The sequence below is a fragment of the Robertmurraya korlensis NBRC 107688 genome (assembly GCF_001591645.1).
GTDB lineage: Bacteria > Bacillota > Bacilli > Bacillales > Cytobacillaceae > Robertmurraya_A.
In genome coordinates this window covers 142,725-163,847 of record NZ_BCVH01000001.1, presented here as the reverse complement: position 1 = coordinate 163,847, position 21,123 = coordinate 142,725, and the positions used below count along the sequence as shown (strand labels likewise).

Annotated in this window: 26 protein-coding genes; 4 read left to right on the top strand and 22 right to left on the bottom strand. The window is 38.3% G+C overall.

Annotation, left to right across the window (positions count from 1 at the left end; all coding sequences use genetic code 11):
* Nucleotides 1–28: 28 nt before the first annotated feature.
* From BKO01S_RS00775 to BKO01S_RS00765, 3 genes are all read right to left on the bottom strand, one after another.
* Nucleotides 29–448 (bottom strand): hypothetical protein, encoded by a 420-nt coding sequence (locus tag BKO01S_RS00775; protein WP_066047440.1) that lies wholly within the window; start codon nt 446–448, stop codon nt 29–31.
* Nucleotides 449–576: 128 nt separating this feature from the next.
* Complete coding sequence (scpB, locus tag BKO01S_RS00770) at nt 577–1,161, bottom strand: SMC-Scp complex subunit ScpB (RefSeq protein ID WP_066049446.1); 585 nt, start codon at nt 1,159–1,161, stop codon at nt 577–579.
* A gap of 8 nt (nt 1,162–1,169) precedes the next feature.
* A complete protein-coding gene (locus BKO01S_RS00765) occupies nt 1,170–1,913 on the bottom strand; it encodes a segregation/condensation protein A (RefSeq protein ID WP_066047437.1) in 744 nt (247 codons plus the stop codon).
* A gap of 177 nt (nt 1,914–2,090) precedes the next feature.
* On the opposite strand from BKO01S_RS00765, the gene BKO01S_RS00760 reads away from it, so the two are divergent.
* Nucleotides 2,091–2,615, top strand: a complete 525-nt coding sequence (locus BKO01S_RS00760; protein WP_066047434.1) for a DUF309 domain-containing protein — start codon at nt 2,091–2,093, stop codon at nt 2,613–2,615.
* Between the two features lie 21 nt (nt 2,616–2,636).
* Here BKO01S_RS00760 and BKO01S_RS00755 read toward each other — a convergent pair whose 3' ends face one another.
* The 17 genes from BKO01S_RS00755 to spoIIM all read right to left on the bottom strand — a co-directional run bounded on the left by BKO01S_RS00755 (nt 2,637) and on the right by spoIIM (nt 17,124).
* A complete protein-coding gene (locus BKO01S_RS00755) occupies nt 2,637–2,987 on the bottom strand; it encodes a GNAT family N-acetyltransferase (RefSeq protein ID WP_066047431.1) in 351 nt (116 codons plus the stop codon).
* 348 nt (nt 2,988–3,335) lie between these two features.
* On the bottom strand, nt 3,336–4,655 hold the full coding sequence (gene lysA / locus BKO01S_RS00750; protein ID WP_066047428.1) for a diaminopimelate decarboxylase: 1,320 nt from the start codon (nt 4,653–4,655) through the stop codon (nt 3,336–3,338).
* 130 nt (nt 4,656–4,785) lie between these two features.
* A complete protein-coding gene (locus tag BKO01S_RS00745; RefSeq protein ID WP_066047425.1) occupies nt 4,786–6,270 on the bottom strand; it encodes a spore germination protein in 1,485 nt (494 codons plus the stop codon).
* Nucleotides 6,263–6,832: a stage V sporulation protein SpoVABEA gene (gene spoVAEA / locus BKO01S_RS00740; RefSeq protein ID WP_066047424.1), complete on the bottom strand. Its 570-nt coding sequence runs from the start codon at nt 6,830–6,832 to the stop codon at nt 6,263–6,265. The genes BKO01S_RS00745 and spoVAEA overlap by 8 nt, the downstream gene beginning before the upstream one ends.
* Nucleotides 6,833–6,856: 24 nt before the next feature.
* Nucleotides 6,857–7,279 carry a stage V sporulation protein AB gene (locus BKO01S_RS00735; RefSeq protein ID WP_066047421.1) on the bottom strand — a complete coding sequence of 141 codons (423 nt, stop codon included), beginning with the start codon at nt 7,277–7,279 and terminating at the stop codon, nt 6,857–6,859.
* A complete protein-coding gene (locus BKO01S_RS00730; RefSeq protein ID WP_066049443.1) occupies nt 7,269–7,889 on the bottom strand; it encodes a stage V sporulation protein AA in 621 nt (206 codons plus the stop codon). Before BKO01S_RS00730 ends, BKO01S_RS00735 begins: the two co-directional genes overlap by 11 nt.
* Nucleotides 7,890–8,005: 116 nt before the next feature.
* A complete protein-coding gene (gene sigF, locus BKO01S_RS00725; protein ID WP_066047419.1) occupies nt 8,006–8,764 on the bottom strand; it encodes an RNA polymerase sporulation sigma factor SigF in 759 nt (252 codons plus the stop codon).
* Nucleotides 8,765–8,777: 13 nt separating this feature from the next.
* On the bottom strand, nt 8,778–9,218 hold the full coding sequence (gene spoIIAB, locus BKO01S_RS00720; RefSeq protein WP_066047416.1) for an anti-sigma F factor: 441 nt from the start codon (nt 9,216–9,218) through the stop codon (nt 8,778–8,780).
* Nucleotides 9,219–9,221: 3 nt separating this feature from the next.
* Nucleotides 9,222–9,572: an anti-sigma F factor antagonist gene (spoIIAA, locus tag BKO01S_RS00715; protein ID WP_066047413.1), complete on the bottom strand. Its 351-nt coding sequence runs from the start codon at nt 9,570–9,572 to the stop codon at nt 9,222–9,224.
* A 125-nt stretch (nt 9,573–9,697) separates the two neighbouring features.
* Nucleotides 9,698–10,867: a D-alanyl-D-alanine carboxypeptidase family protein gene (locus tag BKO01S_RS00710; RefSeq protein WP_066047410.1), complete on the bottom strand. Its 1,170-nt coding sequence runs from the start codon at nt 10,865–10,867 to the stop codon at nt 9,698–9,700.
* 121 nt (nt 10,868–10,988) lie between these two features.
* Nucleotides 10,989–12,293: a pyrimidine-nucleoside phosphorylase gene (locus tag BKO01S_RS00705; protein ID WP_066047407.1), complete on the bottom strand. Its 1,305-nt coding sequence runs from the start codon at nt 12,291–12,293 to the stop codon at nt 10,989–10,991.
* Between the two features lie 30 nt (nt 12,294–12,323).
* Nucleotides 12,324–13,145: a purine-nucleoside phosphorylase gene (locus BKO01S_RS00700; protein WP_066047404.1), complete on the bottom strand. Its 822-nt coding sequence runs from the start codon at nt 13,143–13,145 to the stop codon at nt 12,324–12,326.
* A gap of 15 nt (nt 13,146–13,160) precedes the next feature.
* On the bottom strand, nt 13,161–14,342 hold the full coding sequence (deoB, locus tag BKO01S_RS00695) for a phosphopentomutase (RefSeq protein ID WP_066047401.1): 1,182 nt from the start codon (nt 14,340–14,342) through the stop codon (nt 13,161–13,163).
* A gap of 192 nt (nt 14,343–14,534) precedes the next feature.
* Nucleotides 14,535–15,425, bottom strand: coding sequence for a site-specific tyrosine recombinase XerD (gene xerD, locus BKO01S_RS00690; RefSeq protein WP_066047399.1), 891 nt, complete (start codon nt 15,423–15,425; stop codon nt 14,535–14,537).
* Between the two features lie 6 nt (nt 15,426–15,431).
* The gene (locus tag BKO01S_RS00685; protein WP_066047397.1) at nt 15,432–15,659 is read right to left on the bottom strand and encodes a YqzK family protein; all 228 of its coding nucleotides are present in this window, start codon (nt 15,657–15,659) and stop codon (nt 15,432–15,434) included.
* A 250-nt stretch (nt 15,660–15,909) separates the two neighbouring features.
* On the bottom strand, nt 15,910–16,362 hold the full coding sequence (fur, locus tag BKO01S_RS00680; RefSeq protein ID WP_066047393.1) for a ferric iron uptake transcriptional regulator: 453 nt from the start codon (nt 16,360–16,362) through the stop codon (nt 15,910–15,912).
* A 117-nt stretch (nt 16,363–16,479) separates the two neighbouring features.
* On the bottom strand, nt 16,480–17,124 hold the full coding sequence (spoIIM, locus tag BKO01S_RS00675; RefSeq protein ID WP_066047390.1) for a stage II sporulation protein M: 645 nt from the start codon (nt 17,122–17,124) through the stop codon (nt 16,480–16,482).
* Between the two features lie 146 nt (nt 17,125–17,270).
* Between spoIIM and BKO01S_RS00670 the strand changes: the two genes are divergently transcribed.
* On the top strand, nt 17,271–17,831 hold the full coding sequence (locus BKO01S_RS00670; RefSeq protein ID WP_066047387.1) for a GNAT family N-acetyltransferase: 561 nt from the start codon (nt 17,271–17,273) through the stop codon (nt 17,829–17,831).
* A 28-nt stretch (nt 17,832–17,859) separates the two neighbouring features.
* Here the strand turns inward: BKO01S_RS00670 and BKO01S_RS00665 are convergent, their stop codons facing one another.
* Complete coding sequence (locus tag BKO01S_RS00665; protein WP_066047384.1) at nt 17,860–19,023, bottom strand: endonuclease Q family protein; 1,164 nt, start codon at nt 19,021–19,023, stop codon at nt 17,860–17,862.
* Nucleotides 19,020–19,574, bottom strand: coding sequence for an NUDIX hydrolase (locus BKO01S_RS00660; protein WP_066047381.1), 555 nt, complete (start codon nt 19,572–19,574; stop codon nt 19,020–19,022). Before BKO01S_RS00660 ends, BKO01S_RS00665 begins: the two co-directional genes overlap by 4 nt.
* Before the next feature lie 73 nt (nt 19,575–19,647).
* Between BKO01S_RS00660 and mciZ the strand changes: the two genes are divergently transcribed.
* Both mciZ and BKO01S_RS00655 read left to right on the top strand, forming a co-directional pair.
* The gene (gene mciZ / locus BKO01S_RS23740) at nt 19,648–19,782 is read left to right on the top strand and encodes a Z-ring formation inhibitor MciZ (protein WP_084361896.1); all 135 of its coding nucleotides are present in this window, start codon (nt 19,648–19,650) and stop codon (nt 19,780–19,782) included.
* Between the two features lie 93 nt (nt 19,783–19,875).
* The gene (locus BKO01S_RS00655; protein WP_066047378.1) at nt 19,876–20,784 is read left to right on the top strand and encodes an aldo/keto reductase; all 909 of its coding nucleotides are present in this window, start codon (nt 19,876–19,878) and stop codon (nt 20,782–20,784) included.
* Nucleotides 20,785–21,123: the final 339 nt, after the last annotated feature.

Here is a 21,123-nt window from a genome sequence, read left to right as displayed (position 1 = left end):
AATGTTTGGCTTTATTGGATAACTAATATTATGCTTGCAAAAATTCCAAGAGAGAAGGAAGCTGGCAAGCTTGATTATTTTTCACCTTCTTTACAGTGTCAATGATCTTTTCAAAATCAATGTCTTGAAAGTAAGATGCAAATTCTTTCTCATTATTGATATACACTCTTTTACGGTGTCTAAAACCTGGATTTTTTATTAATAATACGAGAGCAACAATATCCCTTAAATTAATTTCAAGTCCATTCTCTTGATGGATAGGATTCGCTGTAAATGGAGTGAATTCCTGTAACTTCTCCTCAAAAAAACGAACATAGAGAATAGCTAACGTTTTCTCTGAATTATCTTCCATAAAAGTCACTTCACTCCGGTTAAAAAAATCCTCCGAAGTATTTGATTTTTCTTTTTCCAGCTCGTACCCTACACAGCTTTTAATTAACACGTTCATACATCCCTTTCTTACCCCATTTTATGAGGCAGGTGCAATTGTGTTAAAAATGCCTCTAACTAGAAGCATTTTCCTGAAAATTAATTATATTTTATCACAAATAAGGAATATATGCGTTAGTAAACTTATCATTCCAGATTTTCTTGAAACTTTTCAAAAAACAAGTCCGCTTCCTCTTGGACAAACTCATCATCCACTTTTTCTGGTAATGGTGGCAACTCCTCTATACTTCTTAGGCCAAAGTAGTCCAGGAATTCTTTTGTTGTTCCATAAAGGATAGCCCTTCCCGTTCCTTCTGCTCGCCCAACCTCTTTTACTAGTACTTTTCCGACCAATGTATGTAATGGTCGTTCCGTCTTTACTCCCCGTATTTCCTCTATTTCCGCACGAGTGATTGGCTGTTTATAAGCGATGATAGCCAGTGTTTCTAACGCAGCCTGAGAAAGAGTTGAAGTGCTTGGTGATTCAACCAATCTTTTTAAGTAGATGGAGTTTTCCTTCTTTGTTGCCAGCTGGTAAGTACCTGCTAGCTGAACGACAGTTATTCCGCGGTTGATGTTGCTAGAAAGCTCGTCCATTAGGTCTCTGACAATTCGTTCTGCCTCGACCTCCTCTATTTCAAGCACAGTAGCAATTTGCTTATTTGTTAAGCCCTCATCACCTGCAGCGAATAAGAGACTTTCTACTATTCCAGTCCAATTAACTATATCCAATGACAATTTTAAACACCCTTCGCTATGACAAAAATCTCTGAAAAATTGCTTTCTTGCTCTACAAATACTTCTTTCCTTTTCATTAGCTCTAAAATAGAGAGAAAAGTTACGACAATATGATCCTTCTCTTGAATGGGGAACAAATCATAAAAACTCATTCTCCCCTTCACTTCCCGTAGCTTACCCATGATTTCTTCCATTCGTTTTTCAATAGGAATTTCTTGTCTAGTAATTTTAGTAGCTAACGGTTTTTGAAGCCTTTTTCTTCGCAGGAGCTTTTGAAATGCCCCTAGCATATCGTACAAGGACACATCCAAATGTCGTCTATCTATTTCCTCCTCTTTCGAATAATCCGAAAGGTCGCTAGGGGGCTTTGTGAACATTAATCCTCTTTCCTGCTCCAAAGCCTTTAAATCACCCGCTGCTTCTTTATATTTCTTGTATTCCATTAGTTTTTCAATTAATTCTTCTCTCGGGTCTTCCTCATAGCCAAATTCCATATCATCTTCAAGCTCTTCCTCATGTTTTGGAAGTAGCATCTTACTTTTTATGGCTAGCAATGTAGCTGCCATTACCAAATACTCACTGGCTACATCTAGCTGTAGCTCCTTCATCGTGTGTATATATAGTAAATACTGTTCCGTAATTTGCGATACCGGAATATCATAAATATCAATTTCTAGTCGATTAATGAGGTGTAATAATAAGTCCAGCGGTCCCTCAAACGCATCGATCTTTACATTATAGTGCATAATCCCACCAAAGCTTCTTTCCTAATTTCTTAAAATAACTATACCTAGTATAGAGGAAAGATTGTGTTAATCCAAGATTCTTTCTTAAACTTTGTCCTTTTCTCATGTACTTTAGTTACGCAAAAAGCGTAAATGTAGAAAAGATGGTAAAATTAAGAAAAGAAAAGGAGCGTATCTATGTTTACAACAGAATTCATCAATTATTTAGTACATTTTCATAGTGACAGAGATTATTTTGAGTGTCATGAGATTCTAGAAGAACACTGGAAGGATGTAGATGCGCGGAATAAGGAATCTATTTTAGTTGGGTGGATTCAGCTTGCTGTCAGCCAATACCATCACCGTCGAGAAAATTTTGTTGGAGCTTTGCGTACGATCCAAAAGGCTTTATCGATTTTATCAAAACATAAAGAATCCATAAAAAAATACGGTGTTGATGAGGATATGCTACTAGAAGCCATTACCATGAAGAAGGGTGAAATCGAGCAGAAACTTCCTTATAAAAGCATGAATCTTCCTATAACTGATGAGTCCTTATTAAGGAAGTGCCAGCATCAAGCTGAAAAAGCTGGACTTATTTGGGGATTGGAAAGCAATCTAAAGAACAAGGAAATTGTTCATCGACATTCCATGCGAGATCGTTCAGATGTTATTGAGAGTAGATTACAGTCATTAAAACAAAAAAAAGGAAGCAGTGACTAATGTCGCTGTTTCCTTTTTCTATTATAAAAGAGAATCGCATTTTTCGAAGAAAGCTGATGTTTCTTCATTGGCTCGTATCTCTTTTCCAGGGAAAAACTCTTTTAATGCCTTTATCATCGTTTTTCCAATTCCTTGGTGCCGATGCGAAGGATTCACTGAAATATGTTGAATTTCTAGCAGGTCCTCTGACACTGTCGTTACCCCAATTAAACCGATAATATCTTCTTCTTTCCAAAGAAACAATTGCCATTCATCAGATTGGTCATACTGTTTCATGGTTTGTTGTAGCTTTTTTAGGTCTTTTTCATTAGGCATAAATGACAGTAAGCCCATCGCAATTTTTTCAAAAGCTTTTTTGTAGCGAATTAACATAAGTGATCCCTCATCATATCCTGAGCTTTTAAGGAGATAAATTTCCTTTAAATACGTTTGTATTATATGTCAATTATTTCTATTTGTTTCACTGTATATTCCTCAATACGATATTATCATACAAGATTCTCTACATTTCTTCAATGTATTTTCAATTTCAACAACTTTTGTCTCATAAAATGAGTCTTTTTTCTTTATAAGCCCGGTGATAGAAAACAATAGTACGCGCCCCAAATAAGCGAAATAAGTAAAATAAAAATAAATAAAAGCGCATTATTTCTTTTCACGACTACCTCCCAAAGATCTAAGGAATGTAAAAAGCTGTCACAACTGCGACAGCTCTGTATGTTAGCTCTTAACTCGCTGAACAAATGGTAAATCTTGCTTAACAATATCTTCAAACGTCTCTCTACGAACAACTAATACCGCTTTCCCATTCTCAACGAAGACAACTGGTGGTCTTGGGATACGATTATAGTTGTTAGCCATAGAATAACCATAGGCCCCCGTGCAAAATACAGCAAGGATATCGTCACTATCCGTCTTTGGTAACGGTAGATCCCAAATAAGCATATCTCCAGATTCACAGCATTTTCCCGCGATAGAAACCGTTTCTTCAACTGGCTGAAGAGGTTTATTCGCTATGATTGCTTCATATTTAGCCTCATATAATGCAGGACGTATATTATCACTCATCCCACCATCTACCGCTAAATATTTTCGTACATTGGGAACATCCTTTTTTGAACCAACTTTATAAAGCGTTGTACCAGCATCACCCACTAGTGAACGACCTGGCTCAATCCATATTTCTGGCATAGACATGGAGAACTCTTTGGCCTGCTGCTTCACTTCTTCTATGATTTCTTTTACATATTGTGAAGCAGGAATAGGCTCATCTTCACTCGTATAACGAATTCCGAAGCCACCACCTAAATTTAATACCTTAGATTCAAATGAATACGCTTCTTTCCACTCATGAAGCTTTGAAAATATTTTTCTCGCAGCTAACAGAAATCCTGTTGTTTCGAATATTTGTGAACCGATGTGACAATGTACTCCAAGAAGGTCTAAGTACTCTGAGTTCATAGCCTTTTGTAGTGCCTCTGCCGCTTGTCCATTTTGTAAATCAAAGCCAAATTTCGAGTCTTCCTGGCCAGTTAGAATATAATCATGAGTATGAGCTTCAATCCCTGGTGTCACACGAAGTAAGATAGAAACAGATTGCTTCCTCTCCGAACAGATTGTATCTAATAGCTCTAATTCGTAAAAATTATCAACAACAATACACCCAATTTGATAGTTTAATGCCATTTCAAGTTCTTCACGACTCTTGTTGTTTCCATGGAAATGAATTCGATCTACTGGGAATTCCGCCGCAATTGCCGTATAAAGCTCTCCCCCAGAAACAACGTCCAACGAAAGTCCTTCTTCTTCTGCTAGTTGGATCATGGCAATCGTGGAGAATGCTTTGCTCGCATAAGCAACTTGAGCTTTTATACCTAGTTGATCGAAGGTTTGTTTGAACCCTCTTGCTCGCTCGCGAATCAATGACACATCATAAACATATACAGGTGTTCCGAACTCTTTTACGAGGTCTGTCGTATCGACGCCGCCTATCTCTAAATGGCCTCTTTCATTTATTTTTGATGAACCATGAAAAAACATTTCTTCCCCTCACTTCTATGGATACACAAATAGACAGCTAGGCTGCCTATGTGTTAATTAAACCAGTTTTAAATTAAACATTACTTTACCATAGATACATTAAATTCGCAATATTCCCTACCATTTACCTTTAATTTGTTCTTTGTCTGTAACGGTCTCTTGGCTGAACAATGCTTGGTCTTAACTTCGTACCCGGAACAGCTCGACGGAATAGTATCTCTAAAAATGCTTTTGGATGAAACGGAAGGAACGGCCATAAATATGGACTATTTAATGAACGAATACTCGCCAAGAATAAAATATAAACCGTTATCCCTATAACTAAACCAGGCAGTTTAAATATCGCAACCGCAGTCAATAGAAAGAGTTTAGCAATTGTGTTAGCAATTCCAAGCTCATAACTCGGGGTCGTAAATGTTCCAACCGCTGCAACTGCTACATATAAAATAACTTCCGGTACGAACAATCCAACATCAATAGCAATTTGCCCAATTAATACGGCGGCTATTAATCCCATCGAGGTGGCTAGTGGTGTTGGTGTATGAATAGCTGCCAATCTTAATAACAGAATTCCAAGGTCTGCTAGATATATTTGGACTACGGTTGGAATATTCGTCTTCTTATTTGGACCGATAAATTCAATCGCTTCCGGAAGAAAACCTGGATCTAAAACAAATAAAAACCATAATGGCAACAGAAATAAGGAAGCCAAAACACCTAATAAACGTGCCCATCTAATAAATGTCCCAACCATCGGAGATTCTCGATATTCTTCTGCATGATGTAAATGTTGAAAATATGTAGTTGGGGTAATAATGACACTTGGTGACGTGTCCACATAAATTAATACATGTCCCTCTAGTATATGCGTAGCTGCAATATCTGCTCTCTCTGTATATCGGACTAATGGATATGGATTATACCCTTGTTTGACAAGAAATTCTTCAATTGCTTTATCTGACATGGTTAGTCCATCAATCTCAATTGCTTCAATTTCCTTTTTAATTACATTAATAAGGTCGGGATTGGCAACATCTTTCAGGTAAGCAATGGCAACATCTGTCTTGGATCGCTCACCAACGGTTAACTTTTCGAATCGTAATCGCTCATCCCTTATTCTTCTTCTTGTTAAGGCCGTATTTACGATAAAGTTTTCAACAAACCCGTCTCGTGAACCTCGTATGACTTTTTCGGTATCCGGTTCTTGTGGTGTTCTACCTGGATAGGTTCGTGCGTCAAGTGCGATAGCTTGGGCATACCCTTCGACAACGATAATAACCGTACCGGATAATAATCGATCAATTAGTTCTCCGAGAATGGTTAGCTTTGATACAGACTGATGTACTAGATGATTTTCTATTAATGAAAAATAATCGGTACTTGAGCTTGGTTTTTCTTGGTCATTCATTCGAATAAGCTGTTCCGTATTTTCCATTAGAAATCCTGTATCTACCAACCCGTTTAAATAGTAAACATGAACTTCTTTTTTAAGGATTTTAAACTTCCTTACTCCTAAATCAAAGGTCTCTTCTAAACCAACATGTGTTTTCATATAGTTCTCTAGCTCTTCAAGGGAGGAAGGAATAGGAACAGGATTAGCTGATTTCTTAGTCATAAAATCCACTCCTTTCTAGGATGATTTCAATTGCTTTACGAGTAATAGGAGATCCAATCTTAACATCATCTTTTCTAGCCATTTTTCCAATATCGCCTATACCAACCACAATAGGGGCGTGAAGTTCATCGACACAATAGACGGTGTCTCCATTCATTCGTCCTAGCTCTAAATCCGCTTCTCCAAATTTATCTACTCCATAAGGGGTTAACTCTCCGTAGCGATCCACACAGACATCAATCTTTGTCCACTCCGCTTTTCTTGTTTTTGATGCTACTGCTAATACACCAAGAACTTTAATATCCTCATGTGTTGCTACGTACTTCATTGCTTGCTCTCCGGCTCCCTCTCCTACGTATCCGCTATCATCGAACATAACAAGAACTGGATCCTTTGGTGTCTTTTTAATGAGCCTCACCATTTCTTCCCCCGTGATCGTTGTGGGGTTTCCATAAGACATCGAAATACATCTTCCACCAATTTCCTTTGCAACATGCTCGACTGCTTTTCTTGCGTATTCATCTCCATCTGTAACAAGAATCACGCGGCGCCGTCTATCCATAGGAAAGTTCCTTTCATAACTTATTTACTCATTTACGAAGTACATCCAATGAAACAAAGAACCAAAAATTTTACCAAATACAAAGGCCATCATCAATATCATGATTTTGTCCTCTATCCTCACCCTTTTTGCCAGGATGGGAAAAACGTTTAATACTTCTGTTAACGCAGCTGCAAGTAAACCTACAAATACTCCTGCCGCTAGACCTAACGGGATAAGTAATAAGGAAGGTAAATAAAGAATAGGGTCTCTTAAGGAGGCAATTGTTCCTGCAACTGCACCGAAAACAACTGACCATTCGTACCAGTGAATCATTTTCATTGTTTTTGTTAATTGAGTAAGTCTTGGGATAATTCCTAAAACGGTGAGAAAAGCGACAAATCCTGAACCAACTGCAATCCCTCCTGCAAGCCCTATAAATATGGTAAAAACGATATTAATGATCATGAAGACGCTTCATACTTTCTTCGTTTTCATTAATGATCACATAGCGATCTAGGTCTTGCTGATAATTGAACATCTCTACCTCTAACGGACTAGGTTCTTCATTTAAGCGTTTTTTAAACACATGGTTAAAAAACAAGATCATACCTAATCCTAAGCCTAATGAGTAAGGGATTTGCAGAATGAGTGGTTTTACACTTTGTTTGCCTGTAATAATTTTAAATATCCGTTGATGAACAGCTTGCATACTAACATCCTCATGGAAGTTCATGATGGCAAGTGCCGCACCGAAAAACAATAGAAGCCAAATGAGTATAAAAAGTGGGATAGATACCCCTATTTTTTTATACACTACCTCAATAATCGTTTGTGTTGGACCTATAATTTCAATATTTATTTGACCAACACCATTTGTTAAGATAGGGATTACCTTCATAACATCCAAGATGATAATATTTTGATCTTTCTCTGACACCTTATAAACAATAGAATTTTTCACCTTTTCTAACAGTGAATCTTCAGCGATAAGTTGTGCAACATCCTGAAGCTTTATGGAATCGTGAGGTCGAACTTGGAGACGATGTCGCATTCGAATGTAAATCGTATTTTCCACTTCGTTCACTCCCACACAGTGATTTCCTCGTATAAATAGTATGCTTTGGACCACCTCGGTTCATGTTCACCAATAAGTGGAGGTAAAGGAAATAAATACAAAAAAAGATCGAAGGATTATAAATCCATTCGATCTTTCATCTGCTGCAATATTTTCTTTTCTAATCTTGATACTTGGACCTGCGATATTCCCAGTCGTTCTGCCACCTCTGACTGTGTTTGGTCCTTATAGTACCGCAAATAAACGATCAATCTTTCTCGTTCATCTAATTCACGAATGGCTTCCTTTAGCGCAATTTTATCAAACCATTTCCCTTCGTTTCCATCATCGATTTGATCGAGGAGAGTAATGGGATCTCCATCATTTTCATAAACGGTTTCGTGGATAGATGAAGGTTGACGACTTGCCTCCTGAGCTAGAATGATATCCTCTGGAGATAGCTCTAAATGTTCAGCTATTTCATTTACAGTCGGTATTCTGCCTAAGGTTTTGGATAATTCATCCTTAGCTCTTCTTATTTTATTGCCCATTTCTTTTAAGGAACGACTTACTTTGACAGATCCATCATCACGTATGAAACGTTGGATTTCTCCAATGATCATCGGTACTGCGTAGGTTGAAAATTTCACATCGTAAGACAAGTCAAATTTGTCGACGGATTTCAGTAGCCCTATGCATCCAATCTGGAATAAATCATCTGGTTCATAGCCCCGATTGAGAAAGCGTTGAACAACTGACCAAACAAGACGCATATTTTTTTGAACAATTGTATCCCGAGCTTCTTGATCTCCATCTTGACTTCTCTTGATTAGATCCTTCACTTCATGATCCTTTAAATACGTTTGTTTGCTATCAGTCTTTACCTCCACATCCATAAGCAATACTCCCTTAATTGCATAGCATTTGGCTCTTTGCTAAATGCTTTCTTAATCGAATTGTGGTACCTATTCCTAGCTCTGAATGGACATCGATTTCATCCATGAAATTCTCCATTATCGTAAAGCCCATTCCTGATCTCTCTAACTCTGGTTTCGTTGTATACAATGGTTGTCTTGCTTCTTCTATGTCAAGAATTCCAGAGCCCTCATCTTTAATCTCCAACTCAATAAAACTTTCTTCAATCTTTACTGAGATAAAAACTATACCTGAAGGATCATTGTTGTATCCGTGAATAATGGCATTTGTCACTGCCTCCGAAACAACGGTTTTAATTTCTGTTAATTCATCCATAGTAGGATCTAGCTGCGCCACAAAGGCCGCTACCGTGACACGTGCAAAAGATTCATTTTGACTTAAAGCTGTAAATTGAAGCTGCATTTCATTTTTCATTGTTTACGCTACCCCCAATACTCGAAGAGCAAATTCTTCTGTCGGCTCCAAACGGATAATTTTAAATAAGCCTGACATATCAAAAAGTCTTTGAATAGGAGGTGAAATTGCACAAACAACCATTTCACCATGATGCTGTTTAATTTGCTTATATCTACCAAGAATCACACCTAAACCCGAACTATCCATAAATTCCAACTGCTCTAGGTTAAGAATAATATGACGTATATCATGTGTTTCAATGGCTTTGGTTGCTTCTGCACGAAGTACATCTGCAGAATGGTGGTCCAATTCGCCGCTAAGTCGTAACAATAAGACATCGTTCTTTGTTTCCATATCAATGTGTAGACTCACTATCCATAGCCTCCTTATGTGGTATAGAGAGTCTTTTTCGATATTTACATGAGGATTTCCTTCTTATAGACAAAACTAGTGTTCATTCGCTAAAAAAAGTATGAATACAGAAACATTCGACAGAATTATTTACTAGTTTTAGTAAACATACCAAACGTTTTTTTATAAAGCGTCCACCAATTTGCTTCCTTTACAGATGTTTTTGCTACAAGCGGACTAGAAACCAATGTCTTCCCATTTTTCACAAGCTTTAATGTTCCAATGGTCTGCCCTTTTTCTATTGGAGCTTTCAAATCTTTTTTATATGTGATTTCCTTCTTTACATCATCGACCTTTTCACCTTTTTTTGTTAACAAGGAAATCGGTTCGCTCGTAAGTGCTTCAACCTTATTCTCACTTCCTTTGCTAACCTTTACTTCACCAACAGAAAAGCTTCTCTCGTACATTGGATGTGTTTCATATTGTGCAAATGCGTAGTCAAGCATTTTTGACACTTGAGCATTTCGATCTTTTGAGGTTGGAGCACCAAAGACGACGGCAATTACACGCATTCCATTTTTCTCTGCAGTTGCTGTTAGGCAGTATTTGGCCTCATTTGTAAAACCAGTCTTCAATCCATCGACTCCAGGGTAAAAACGAACGAGACGATTGGTATTAACAAGCCAAAACTTCTTATCACTTTGTTCTCGTAAGTACGCTTCGTATGTACCCGTGAATTTTGTTATTCCTTCATATTTTAATAGCTCTTTTGCCATGACAGCCATGTCATGAGCTGTACTAAAATGTCCGTCCTCCGGTAAACCGGTAACATTTTTAAATACAGTATTTTTTAAGCCTAGGTCATTAACCTTTGTATTCATCATCTCGACAAAAGCTTCTTCGGAACCTGCGATCCTTTCCGCCATAGCAACGGAAGCATCATTTGCAGATCCGATTGCAATTCCTTTAAGCATCTCTTCTGTTGTCATTTCTTCCCCAGGCTCTAGGAAGATTTGTGAACCTCCCATAGAAGCAGCATATTCACTTGTTCGGATTTTTTCATCCCACTTTATCTTCCCTAAGTCAATAGCCTCCATAATTAATAGCATCGTCATGATTTTTGTCATACTTGCAGGCGGAAGCATTTCATCACTGTTTTTGTTATAAAGAACTGTTCCTGTATCTCTTTCAGTTAATACGGCTGACTTTGCATTATCAACAAGCTCAACACCCGTTGTTTTCTCTTCAGCGAAAGTTGGGGTTGCAATAGATGTTAAAAAAGTAAAAACGATTAATAATGATAGAATCTTCCTCATAGCACATAGCCCTCCATTCTTTATACATCCATTTTTCACCAAGAAAAGCGAAAATATACAAAAAGAACCAATCAAAGGAAAAAATAAAAAACCTTCCTAATTTTAGGAAGGTTTTAATGATCTATTCAGTTATTACTTCATGGATTAGTATTGGCGCAGAAACTTTTTCTTTCGTTATGGTGATACTGCTATAAATCTTTTCTTTTACCTCATCTACATTCTCATAATTACTATAAATCGTAACGATTGAATCTCCTACTTGAACTTGATCTCCAATTTTCTTTTTTAATACAAGTCCAACAGCTAAATCGATTTCTGATTCCTTCGTTGCTCTACCAGCTCCTAAATGCATGGCAGCTGTTCCAATTTCATCCGCAATAATTTCCGCGATATATCCTTCTTCCTTCGCTTCTACTTCAATCTTAAAGCTAGCTTGAGGGAGTCTTGATGGATCGTCAACAACAGATTCATCTCCTCCTTGGGAACGAAGAAATACTTTCAGTGTTTCAAGTGCTGAGCCATCCTTTATTGCTTTCGCAAGCATCTCGCGGGCTTCTTCAACACTAGTAGCCTTTTCAGCTAAAAGTACCATATAACTACCAAGGGTTAAACAAAGTTCTGTTAAATCCTCTGGGCCTTCCCCTTTTAACGTGTCAATGGCTTCTTTGACCTCTAATGCATTTCCAATGGCAAATCCAAGGGGCTGGCTCATATCAGAGATAACAGCCATTGTTCTCCGTCCAACATTGTTTCCAATACGCACCATAGCTTTTGCTAGTTCACGCGAATCGTCAAGGGTTTTCATGAAAGCCCCAGCGCCTGTTTTCACATCTAGCACAATAGCATCTGCACCAGCTGCAATTTTCTTACTCATGATGGAGCTAGCGATTAATGGAATGCTCTCTACTGTACCTGTCACGTCTCTTAATGCGTAAAGCTTTTTATCAGCTGGTGTTAAGTTTCCGCTTTGACCAATTACAGCTAGTTTATTTTGGTTCACTAATCGGACAAACTCTTCATTTTCTAATTCAACATGAAAACCTTCCACTGATTCAAGCTTATCAATGGTACCACCCGTATGCCCAAGACCTCGACCGGACATTTTGGCAACTGGTACACCTACAGATGCTACCAATGGCCCTAAAACAAGAGTGGTTGTATCTCCCACTCCTCCTGTCGAGTGTTTATCCACCTTGATTCCATGGATATCAGATAGATCAATTTGGTCACCTGACTCAACCATAGACATTGTCAAAGTAGCTCTTTCAGCCTCAGACATCCCTTGAAACACAATTGCCATCGTAAGGGCACTCATTTGATAATCTGGAATGCTTCCATCTGTGTACCCTTTTATACAAAATTGAATTTCTTCCGTTGTTAGTTCCTTGCCATCACGTTTTTTCTCAATAATATCTACCATTCTCATTTATCTCACCGCTTTATAAGGAATATTTTTTTATGCTCCGATTTCCTTAACCACTGCTTTAACTAATCTTAAAAAGTCATGTTTTACTTTTTCTGTTGTTTCGATTACTTCCTCATGATTTAACGGTTGGTCTAAAATTCCTGCTGCCATATTTGAAATACATGAGATGCCTAGTACTTTAAGATTCGCATGTCTTGCTACGATAACTTCTGGAACAGTAGACATTCCAACAGCGTCCCCACCCATCACACGTAACATACGAACTTCTGCTGGTGTCTCATAAGTAGGTCCAGTGTTTCCAACGTAAACCCCCTCTTGAAGAGTAAGACCTAATCCATTTGCCACCTGTTTAGCTTTTCCACGTAAATCCTTTGCATAGGCCTCAGACATATCAGGAAAGCGTACACCTAATCTTGAATCATTTGGTCCAATTAACGGATTCGAACCCATATTATTAATATGATCGGTGATTAACATTAAGTCGCCCGGCTTAAACGATTCATTAACACCGCCGGCAGCATTCGTAACAATTAGCATTTCTACCCCTAGTTCTTTCATTACACGAATAGGAAATGTTACTTTATCAAAGCTATAGCCTTCGTAATAATGGAATCTTCCTTGCATTGCAACAACTTCGACTCCCTCTAGTTTCCCGAATACAAGCTGTCCCGCATGTCCTTCTACCGTTGAAACAGGGAAATCTGGAATCTCATCATATGGAATTTTTGTAGGTTCCATGATTTCATCAGCAAGTACACCTAACCCTGAACCAAGGATAAGACCAATTTTTGGCGTTTTTTCATATTTCCCCTTTAAAAAAGATGCTGAATTATTTATGTTTAATATGTCCATCTTACAAAACTCCTTTTAATTTAATTCGTTTAAAAAGCTTTTTCCGTACTTTGGTAGATTCACTTCGAAGTTATCAGCCACCGTAGCACCAATATCCGCAAATGTCTCACGAATAGGCAGTTCTTTTCCGCCTTTCATGACAGGTGAATACACTAATAAAGGAACGTATTCACGTGTATGGTCGGTTCCAGGGTGAACCGGGTCGTTTCCATGATCAGCCGTAATAATTAACAAATCGTCATCTTTTAATTTTTCAAATACTTCTGGTAAGCGTGCATCGAACTCTTCTAGTGCTTTTCCATAGCCAATTGGATCTCTTCGATGTCCAAATAACGCATCAAAATCAACTAGATTTAAAAAGCTTAAGCCTGTAAAATCCATATCAAGCGTTTGTACAAGCTTATCCATTCCATCCATATTAGACACCGTTCGTAATGATTCTGTTACCCCTTCGCCATCGTAAATATCTGATATTTTCCCAATGGCAATTACATCATACTTGCTATCCTTTAATTCATTCATCACGGTTCTATCAAATGGTTTTAGTGCATAATCATGACGGTTCGCTGTTCTCTTAAAATTCCCTGGTTCTCCTACAAATGGTCTGGCAATAATTCGACCGACCATGTATTTTTCATCTAGGGTAAGCTCTCTAGCTATTTTACAAATTTTATATTGCTCTTCAATCGGAACAATGTCTTCATGTGCGGCAATTTGCAAAACGGAATCAGCTGACGTATAGACGATTAATGCCCCCGTCTTCATATGTTCTTCGCCCAATTCATCGAGAATTTCCGTTCCACTTGCAGGCTTATTTCCGATAATTTTTCTTCCTGTCTTTTCTTCTAGTTCAGCTAACAGCTCATCTGGGAACCCATCCGGAAATACTTTAAATGGAGTCTTTATATGAAGCCCCATGATCTCCCAATGACCTGTCATTGTATCTTTACCATTTGACGCTTCCTGCATCTTTGTATAAAAAGCAAGAGGGGAATCTGCTTTTTCAACTCCTCCTACTGGCTCAATATTACTAAGGCCAAGCTTTGCCATATTCGGCATATGTAACCCATTCATTTTTTCTGCAATATGACCTAATGTATTCGAACCTTTATCTCCGAACATTTCAGCATCCTTCGCTTCACCGATCCCTACAGAATCCATCACAACTAAAAAAATCCGTTTATATTGATAAGGCATTTATTCTCCTCCTTAAAATTAACCGTTTACAACTTCATCAATAGCTTTTCCCAAATATTAATCTGTCACTTCAATAACTAAAACGTCAGAAGTCTGACATCTCTATTGTACAAGAAGTTTCATATAAAACACAACGAAAAGCTGCTCTCTTCCATGGCAGCTTTTTGAACATTTTTTCTCTCTCTGAATCTATTAGGCTCTTGGGTGGAATTGACTATACACGTCCTTTAAACGCGTTTTCGTAACATGGGTGTATATTTGCGTAGTAGATATATCCGAATGTCCAAGCATTTCTTGAACGGCCCTTAAATCTGCTCCGTTTTCAAGAAGATGTGTGGCAAAGGAATGTCTAAGTGTATGAGGAGTTAGTTCCTTTTCAATACGAGCTGTATTAGTTAATCCCTTTAAGATTTTCCAGAACCCCTGTCTAGTTAATCTTCTACCGTGATGGTTAACAAACAAAGATTCTTCCCGTTGATTTTTCATGAATTGCGGGCGCCCCTTGTCTAAATACTCTTGGATGGCTGTTGCTGCTGCTCGTCCTAACGGAATAATTCGCTCCTTATTTCCCTTTCCGATACAACGAACAAATCCCATCGTTAAATGGGCATCATCAAGATTTAATCCTATTAATTCACTCACACGTATTCCCGTAGCATATAAAAGTTCAAGCATCGCTTTGTCGCGTAATCCGTAGTGGTTTGTTAATTTTGGTGCCTCTAATAGCCTTTCCACCTCTTGTAGATTCAACACCTTTGGAAGCGTTCGTTCAAGCTGAGGTGTCTCAATATGTACAGAAGGATCTTGCTCTGCTACTTTTTCACGTAATAAGAACTGATGAAAAGCTCGAATCGAGGCTATATTTCTAGCAATCGTTCTTGACGATTTTCCATGTTCTTTTAAATGACCTAAAAAGTGTACTATTTGGATTCGCGCAATATCATTAATCGACTGAATATTTTCTACTGTCTTTAAAAATTTTAGATATGATTTTAAATCTCTTTCGTATGAAACAATCGTATTTTTAGCTAATGCCTTTTCGACGATTAGAAAATGCATAAAATCCTTTAACTCATCTTCCATCCAACATTACTCCCCATTTAAGTAAAAAAGAACGATGCGATCAAACCATGTAGACTTTTGGTCACCTACACTCGCAGATACTTTTACCGCTGTCCCGTTTGGTTCATCATATCGATGATAATCTTGATACTCTTCATTTACCCACATAATACCATAATAAAAGAGGATTGTGCATCCGGTAAAAAGGATAAATACCTTTAAGGTTTGAAAAACGAGCTGGAACCACGTTTTCATTTTTGATGTCCCCCAAGTCCAATAATAAAGTTTTGGCTCTTATTCTTAAAGAGCCCACTAATAAAGGGTATGCCAGTTTGGACAAGAATTATACCTTGGTTCCGTGTTTCTTCTTAAAATACAGGCGGTTTTTGTAGAGAAGGCTGCTCCTGTCCAAATCAGACTTCCATTCGGACTGAATTGAGATCATATCATCAAAAAAAGCAAAAATAAAAAACCTTTCCTATTTGAAAAGGTTTTGCTGGTTTTGTTATTCTTCCTCTACTTTGTCATGGCAGCGATGACAAATTCCATGAAAGGTTAAGCGATGGTCTTTGATTTTAAAGTTCCAACGACGCTCGACCTGCTCTTCGACTTCTTCAAGTAGATCTTCTTGTATTTCATCAACCGCGCCACATTCAATACATACCAAATGATGATGGAAGTGTGCAGCACCTTCTTGTCTTAAGTCGTATCTTGAGACTCCATCTCCAAAGTTTATTTTATCAACAATTTTTAATTCAGTTAGTAATTCCAATGTTCGATAAACAGTTGCCAATCCAATCTCAGGCGATTTTTCTTTTACAAGGAGGTATACATCTTCCGCACTTAAATGATCCTCTTCATGCTCTAATAACACTCGAACGGTTGCTTCGCGCTGAGGTGTTAACTTGTAACTGGACGAATGTAACTGTTTTTTTATTCTATCAATTCGATTTTCCATCACGAAAGTCCTCCCTCGCCACTGTCAATACCCATTATAACAGATGGGAATAGACTTTCAAAATAAAATAATTACAAATAAGGCAAAATAACTATTACTATATAAAAATAATTATAATTAAGAGTGGATTGACTCAACAATTGATTCCATTAATAATGGTGAAATATACGCTTCAATTGCAGCAGCAATGGCAATAAATACAAGAGCTACTAAAAAGGCTGCAACGTATCCACCTAGTAGTGGCATGATTGGTTGACCTTGTTTTTTCATAAACTGTCTTCGAATCATCTTTAGTGAGAATGCTACTGACAGCGTCGCACCTATAATAAAAACTGGGATAATTAATAGATTTTGAGGAAGTACGGACACAAATGATAGAACAAACCCTTCCCATCCCATTTGATTTACTAAAAACCCGACCGTAAATCCCACAACCATTCCTTTCATAAACAAAAGTATGAGTGTGATTGGCAAGCCGATGATTGACACACCCAGTACCCACATGAGGCCCACAAACTTACTATTATGAAAGAAGCTTTGGTAAAACAAATCTTTTGATGCCGCTACTTTTCCGTCTGATACTTGTCCGAAAAATTGTGTTAAATAATAAAATAGGTCTTCCTTCTGGGTAAAGCTTAAACTATTGACGATTATCGCTCCAAAGATGACTCCCATTAGAAATAACACCACGACAAATAAATAAATCGAGGAGTGCTCGCGGAAATGCATTGCTACGACGTTCTGGTATTTTCTATTCTTCAATTGCTTTTCCTCCCCTTACAACTCAGTTAATAAAATGTATGCCAACTCTAGTAAAGGTATGACTAGATAGATTCTAAAAATCTCTTGTCTTAACCATTACTTTCCAGTTATAATACTCGAAATCTCATTTTTTGGAGGGAAAGATAATGAAACCTATCTTAATAGATTTTCCTGAAAAAATAGAATCAGAGCGTCTTTATATCCGACCTTGCATGCCTGGAGACGGTCACCTTGTTTATGAAGCCATTCAAGCATCCTTAGAAGAATTACAGCAATGGCTCCCATTCGCTCACAGTAATCAAACGCTCGAGGAAGTTGAAGAAGGGGTTAGAAAATCCTATGCACAATTTATATTAAAAGAGGATATTCGTCTTCATATTTTTAGAAAAGAGGATCATCAGTTTATCGGATCAACAGGTCTACATCGAATGAACTGGAATGCAGGCTGCTTTGAGATTGGATATTGGTGTGATACCCGCTTTACCAGAAACGGTTATATCACGGAAGCAACCACTGCTTTAATGGATTTTGTCTTTCAAGATTTGAAAGCAACTCGTGTGGAAATTCGCTGTGACCCCGATAACACCGCTAGCCGGTCTATTCCTGAAAAACTCGGATTCACTCTAGAAGCCACCTTGAAAAAAAATAGTCAAAGTGCTGATGGAAAAACGCTCAGGGATACATGTATTTTTTCAAAGCTCAAATAAAAAGAAGAGACAGTAGCTCCTGTCTCTTCTATTCAATAATTTTCCCATATTTTCCTCCACCGCCAGCATGAAAGTGAAGTTCTCCTTTTCTAGCTGAAATAATTAAATCTGCCACACGTTTTGGTACAACCTCTTGTATAGCCTCTTCCGGCACATGGTGGAGAATAGCCATTTCCGTTCCAAAATGATCAAGCAATTTTTGAAAAAGCTTTGGTCCAAGTCCTGGAATAAAATCTAACGGAACTTGATGAATATAAGGAGGACGCCCCCTTTTTCCCTCTTTAGCAGTCTGAAGTTCACGTATTCTTGTTGCGACGCCTTTAATGAATTTTGTATGTCCGCAAGCTTCACATGAATGATTGGATACAAGCACTTTTTCATTGCAGTTCGCGCATACGGTTTCGTGATACTTTCCAAGCAAGGGATCAAGCCCATAATTGGCCTCTACATACTGACCCTCTTGGTTGTATAAAGCCTCCTGAAAGCTAGTAAAAGACAATTCCTTCATTTTTATCTGCTGATATTCTCTCGCAATTTTCCCTAATGAGTGGGCATCCGAATTCGTAACATACGAATACCGATGAAGCTCACTTATTTGGTCTGCCATTTGCGTATTCGCGCTTAATCCAAGCTCAATTCCGTCTATTAAATCTGGGTCAAATACTTCGGTGAGTGACTGTTCTACTCCCTTTCCAAACAAGCTTTTAAAAGGTGTAAATACATGAGCTGGAATAAATAATCCCCCTAGCTCCTTCACCTTTTTCTGCAACTCCAGGCCCGTTACATACACTCGCTGTGAGCTGAGGTTGATATTTTTCAAATGATTAGAAAGCCACTGGGAAAATTCCTTTAACCGAGTCATATCAGGCAAAAAGGCTAGTATATGAATGGGGCCCTTGCAGTTATCGTCATAGATTTCAAGTTCAGAACCCATCAGAATAAGCATGTCCCCGTATAACAACCCGCCTCTTGGGGCCTCTATTAATTCCCCTTCACGGATCAATGATTCCATCTCTTGAATCACCTCAGGTGAATGGCAATCAATGATTCCTATAATATCCAGCCCTTTTATCGTTCTCGCATGTTGAATAATATTTGTAAACGTTAATGATTTGGCCCCCGTTATTTTCACTGCCTTCCCATTCCATGTTCTCCCAATATGGATGTGAAGGTCGGCGAAGTACGAGTTCATTTCGTTAGTGCCTCTTGAAGTTGTAAGTATTGAACGGCATAGGCTGTTTTTGCATCATATATTTTTCTCTCTTCTATGTACTGAAGTGCTTCTTCGAGCGTTAGCTCTACTAATGTAACAAATTCATCCTCGTCTGGCGGTGCCGCATCTTCTTTTTTCTCTAATCCACGTGCCACATATAAATGAACAATTTCATCTGCGAAGCCTGGTGATGTGTAAAAGGAAATCAGCAAATCTAGGCTTTGGCACACATAACCGGTTTCTTCTTCAAGCTCACGCTTAGCACAAAGGGCTGGTTCTTCTCCCTTTTCAAGTTTTCCTGCAGGGATTTCCACAATATCCCTTTCTAAGGCCTTTCTGTATTGCTCTACCATGACAATTTTTCCTTCATTTGTAATGGCAATAACAGCCACTGCACCTGGATGTTTAATAAGTTCGCGCTTTGAGTGCTTCCCATTTGGAAGCTCCACATCGTCTACCTGTAATGAGATGATTTTCCCTGAGAAAATCTTTTCTGACTTTATTGTTTTTTCTTCAAAGGATGAACTCAATTGTCTCCACTCCTGTTCTATATTCAGTTAGTTTCTTCATACATTTTATCATACCTTAATTTGGAGGAAAGTAATGAAAATATACTTACATGGAAAAGGAATCGTTCTTGTCGGGAAAGCCTGGGAGATTCGGCATAAACTTCTTCAGTATTCTAAAGACTACACTCTCGTAAAGGACTGGGTGGAAAACGAAAGGAAGAAAAAGTAATGCTTGTTCTTCGCGTCAAGGGGAAAAATTCTGTAAAATAAATGTAAAGGCTTGAGTAAGTAGTCAAATTTAAAGAAGAAGGTGCTTAATTCCATGGAAAAGAGACGTCTCGGTAAGTCGGATTTGTTTGTCACAGAGCTAGGACTTGGATGTATGACGCTGGGCACAGATGCACTTACAGCAGAACGAATCATTAATGCAGCTCTTGAAGAAGGAGTCAATTATTTTGATACGGCTGATTTATATGATTTCGGAGAAAACGAAACGATTGTCGGACAAGCCTTGAAGCCTGTTCGAGAGCAGGTTGTTATTGCAACAAAGGTAGGAAACCGTTGGAGCGATACGAAAGACGGTTGGAGCTGGGACCCGAGCAAAAATTATATTAAAGAAGCGGTAAAACAAAGCATAGCAAGGCTTGGAACAGATTATATTGATCTGTACCAGTTACATGGTGGAACATTGGATGATCCAATTGATGAAACAATTGAGGCATTTGAAGAACTTGTCAGCGAGGGGTTTATTAAATACTATGGTATATCCTCGATTAGGCCAAATGTGATTCGTGAATACGCTAATAAGTCGAATATCTCATCCGTAATGATGCAATACAGCGCTCTAGATCGCCGTCCGGAAGAGGAAGCTCTTAGCGTTCTTCGTGAAAATGGCATTTCAGTAGTCGCAAGAGGTCCTGTCGCAAAGGGTTTATTAAGTGATGTGGGTGTTCAGAAGATTACTGAAAAGGGATATATGGATTATTCGGAGGAAGAGCTACGATTGCTCTTATCAGAGCTGCGAAACCATTTTGGAGATCGATCTTTAACCGAGGTTGCCTTACGCTATGTCCTTCATCACCCTACCGTTGCGAGTGTCGTTGCTGGTGCAAGCTCGGTGGAACAAGTGAAAAACAACGCAAAAGCCGTTCGCTCTCGTCCATTGACGGAAATGGAGGTTTCTTTTATTAAAGAAGTATCAAAAGCGAATGTGTATGGGCAGCATCGGTAAGATTTAATAAATTAGAAGAGGAGCATCCCCAGTGTGTGGTGGTTATGGGCTGATGAAGACCGTTTCTCCTATATTTCCTACCTGTTTTGACCTTCATAGACCTGATGAAGGTCATTTCTCTTCTCATTTTAAGCACTTTTGATCTTCTTAGTTCCAATGAACTTCATTCTCTTCTTATTTCAACAGGTTTTGATCTTCATAAGCCCGATGAACTTCATTTCCTTTCTTCCTTTAACTGCTTTTGATCTTCATAAGCCTGATGAACTTCATTTCTTCTCTCACTTCAACCGCTTTTGATTTTCATAGACCTTTTTTCACACTAATGAATAAGGTCCTTCA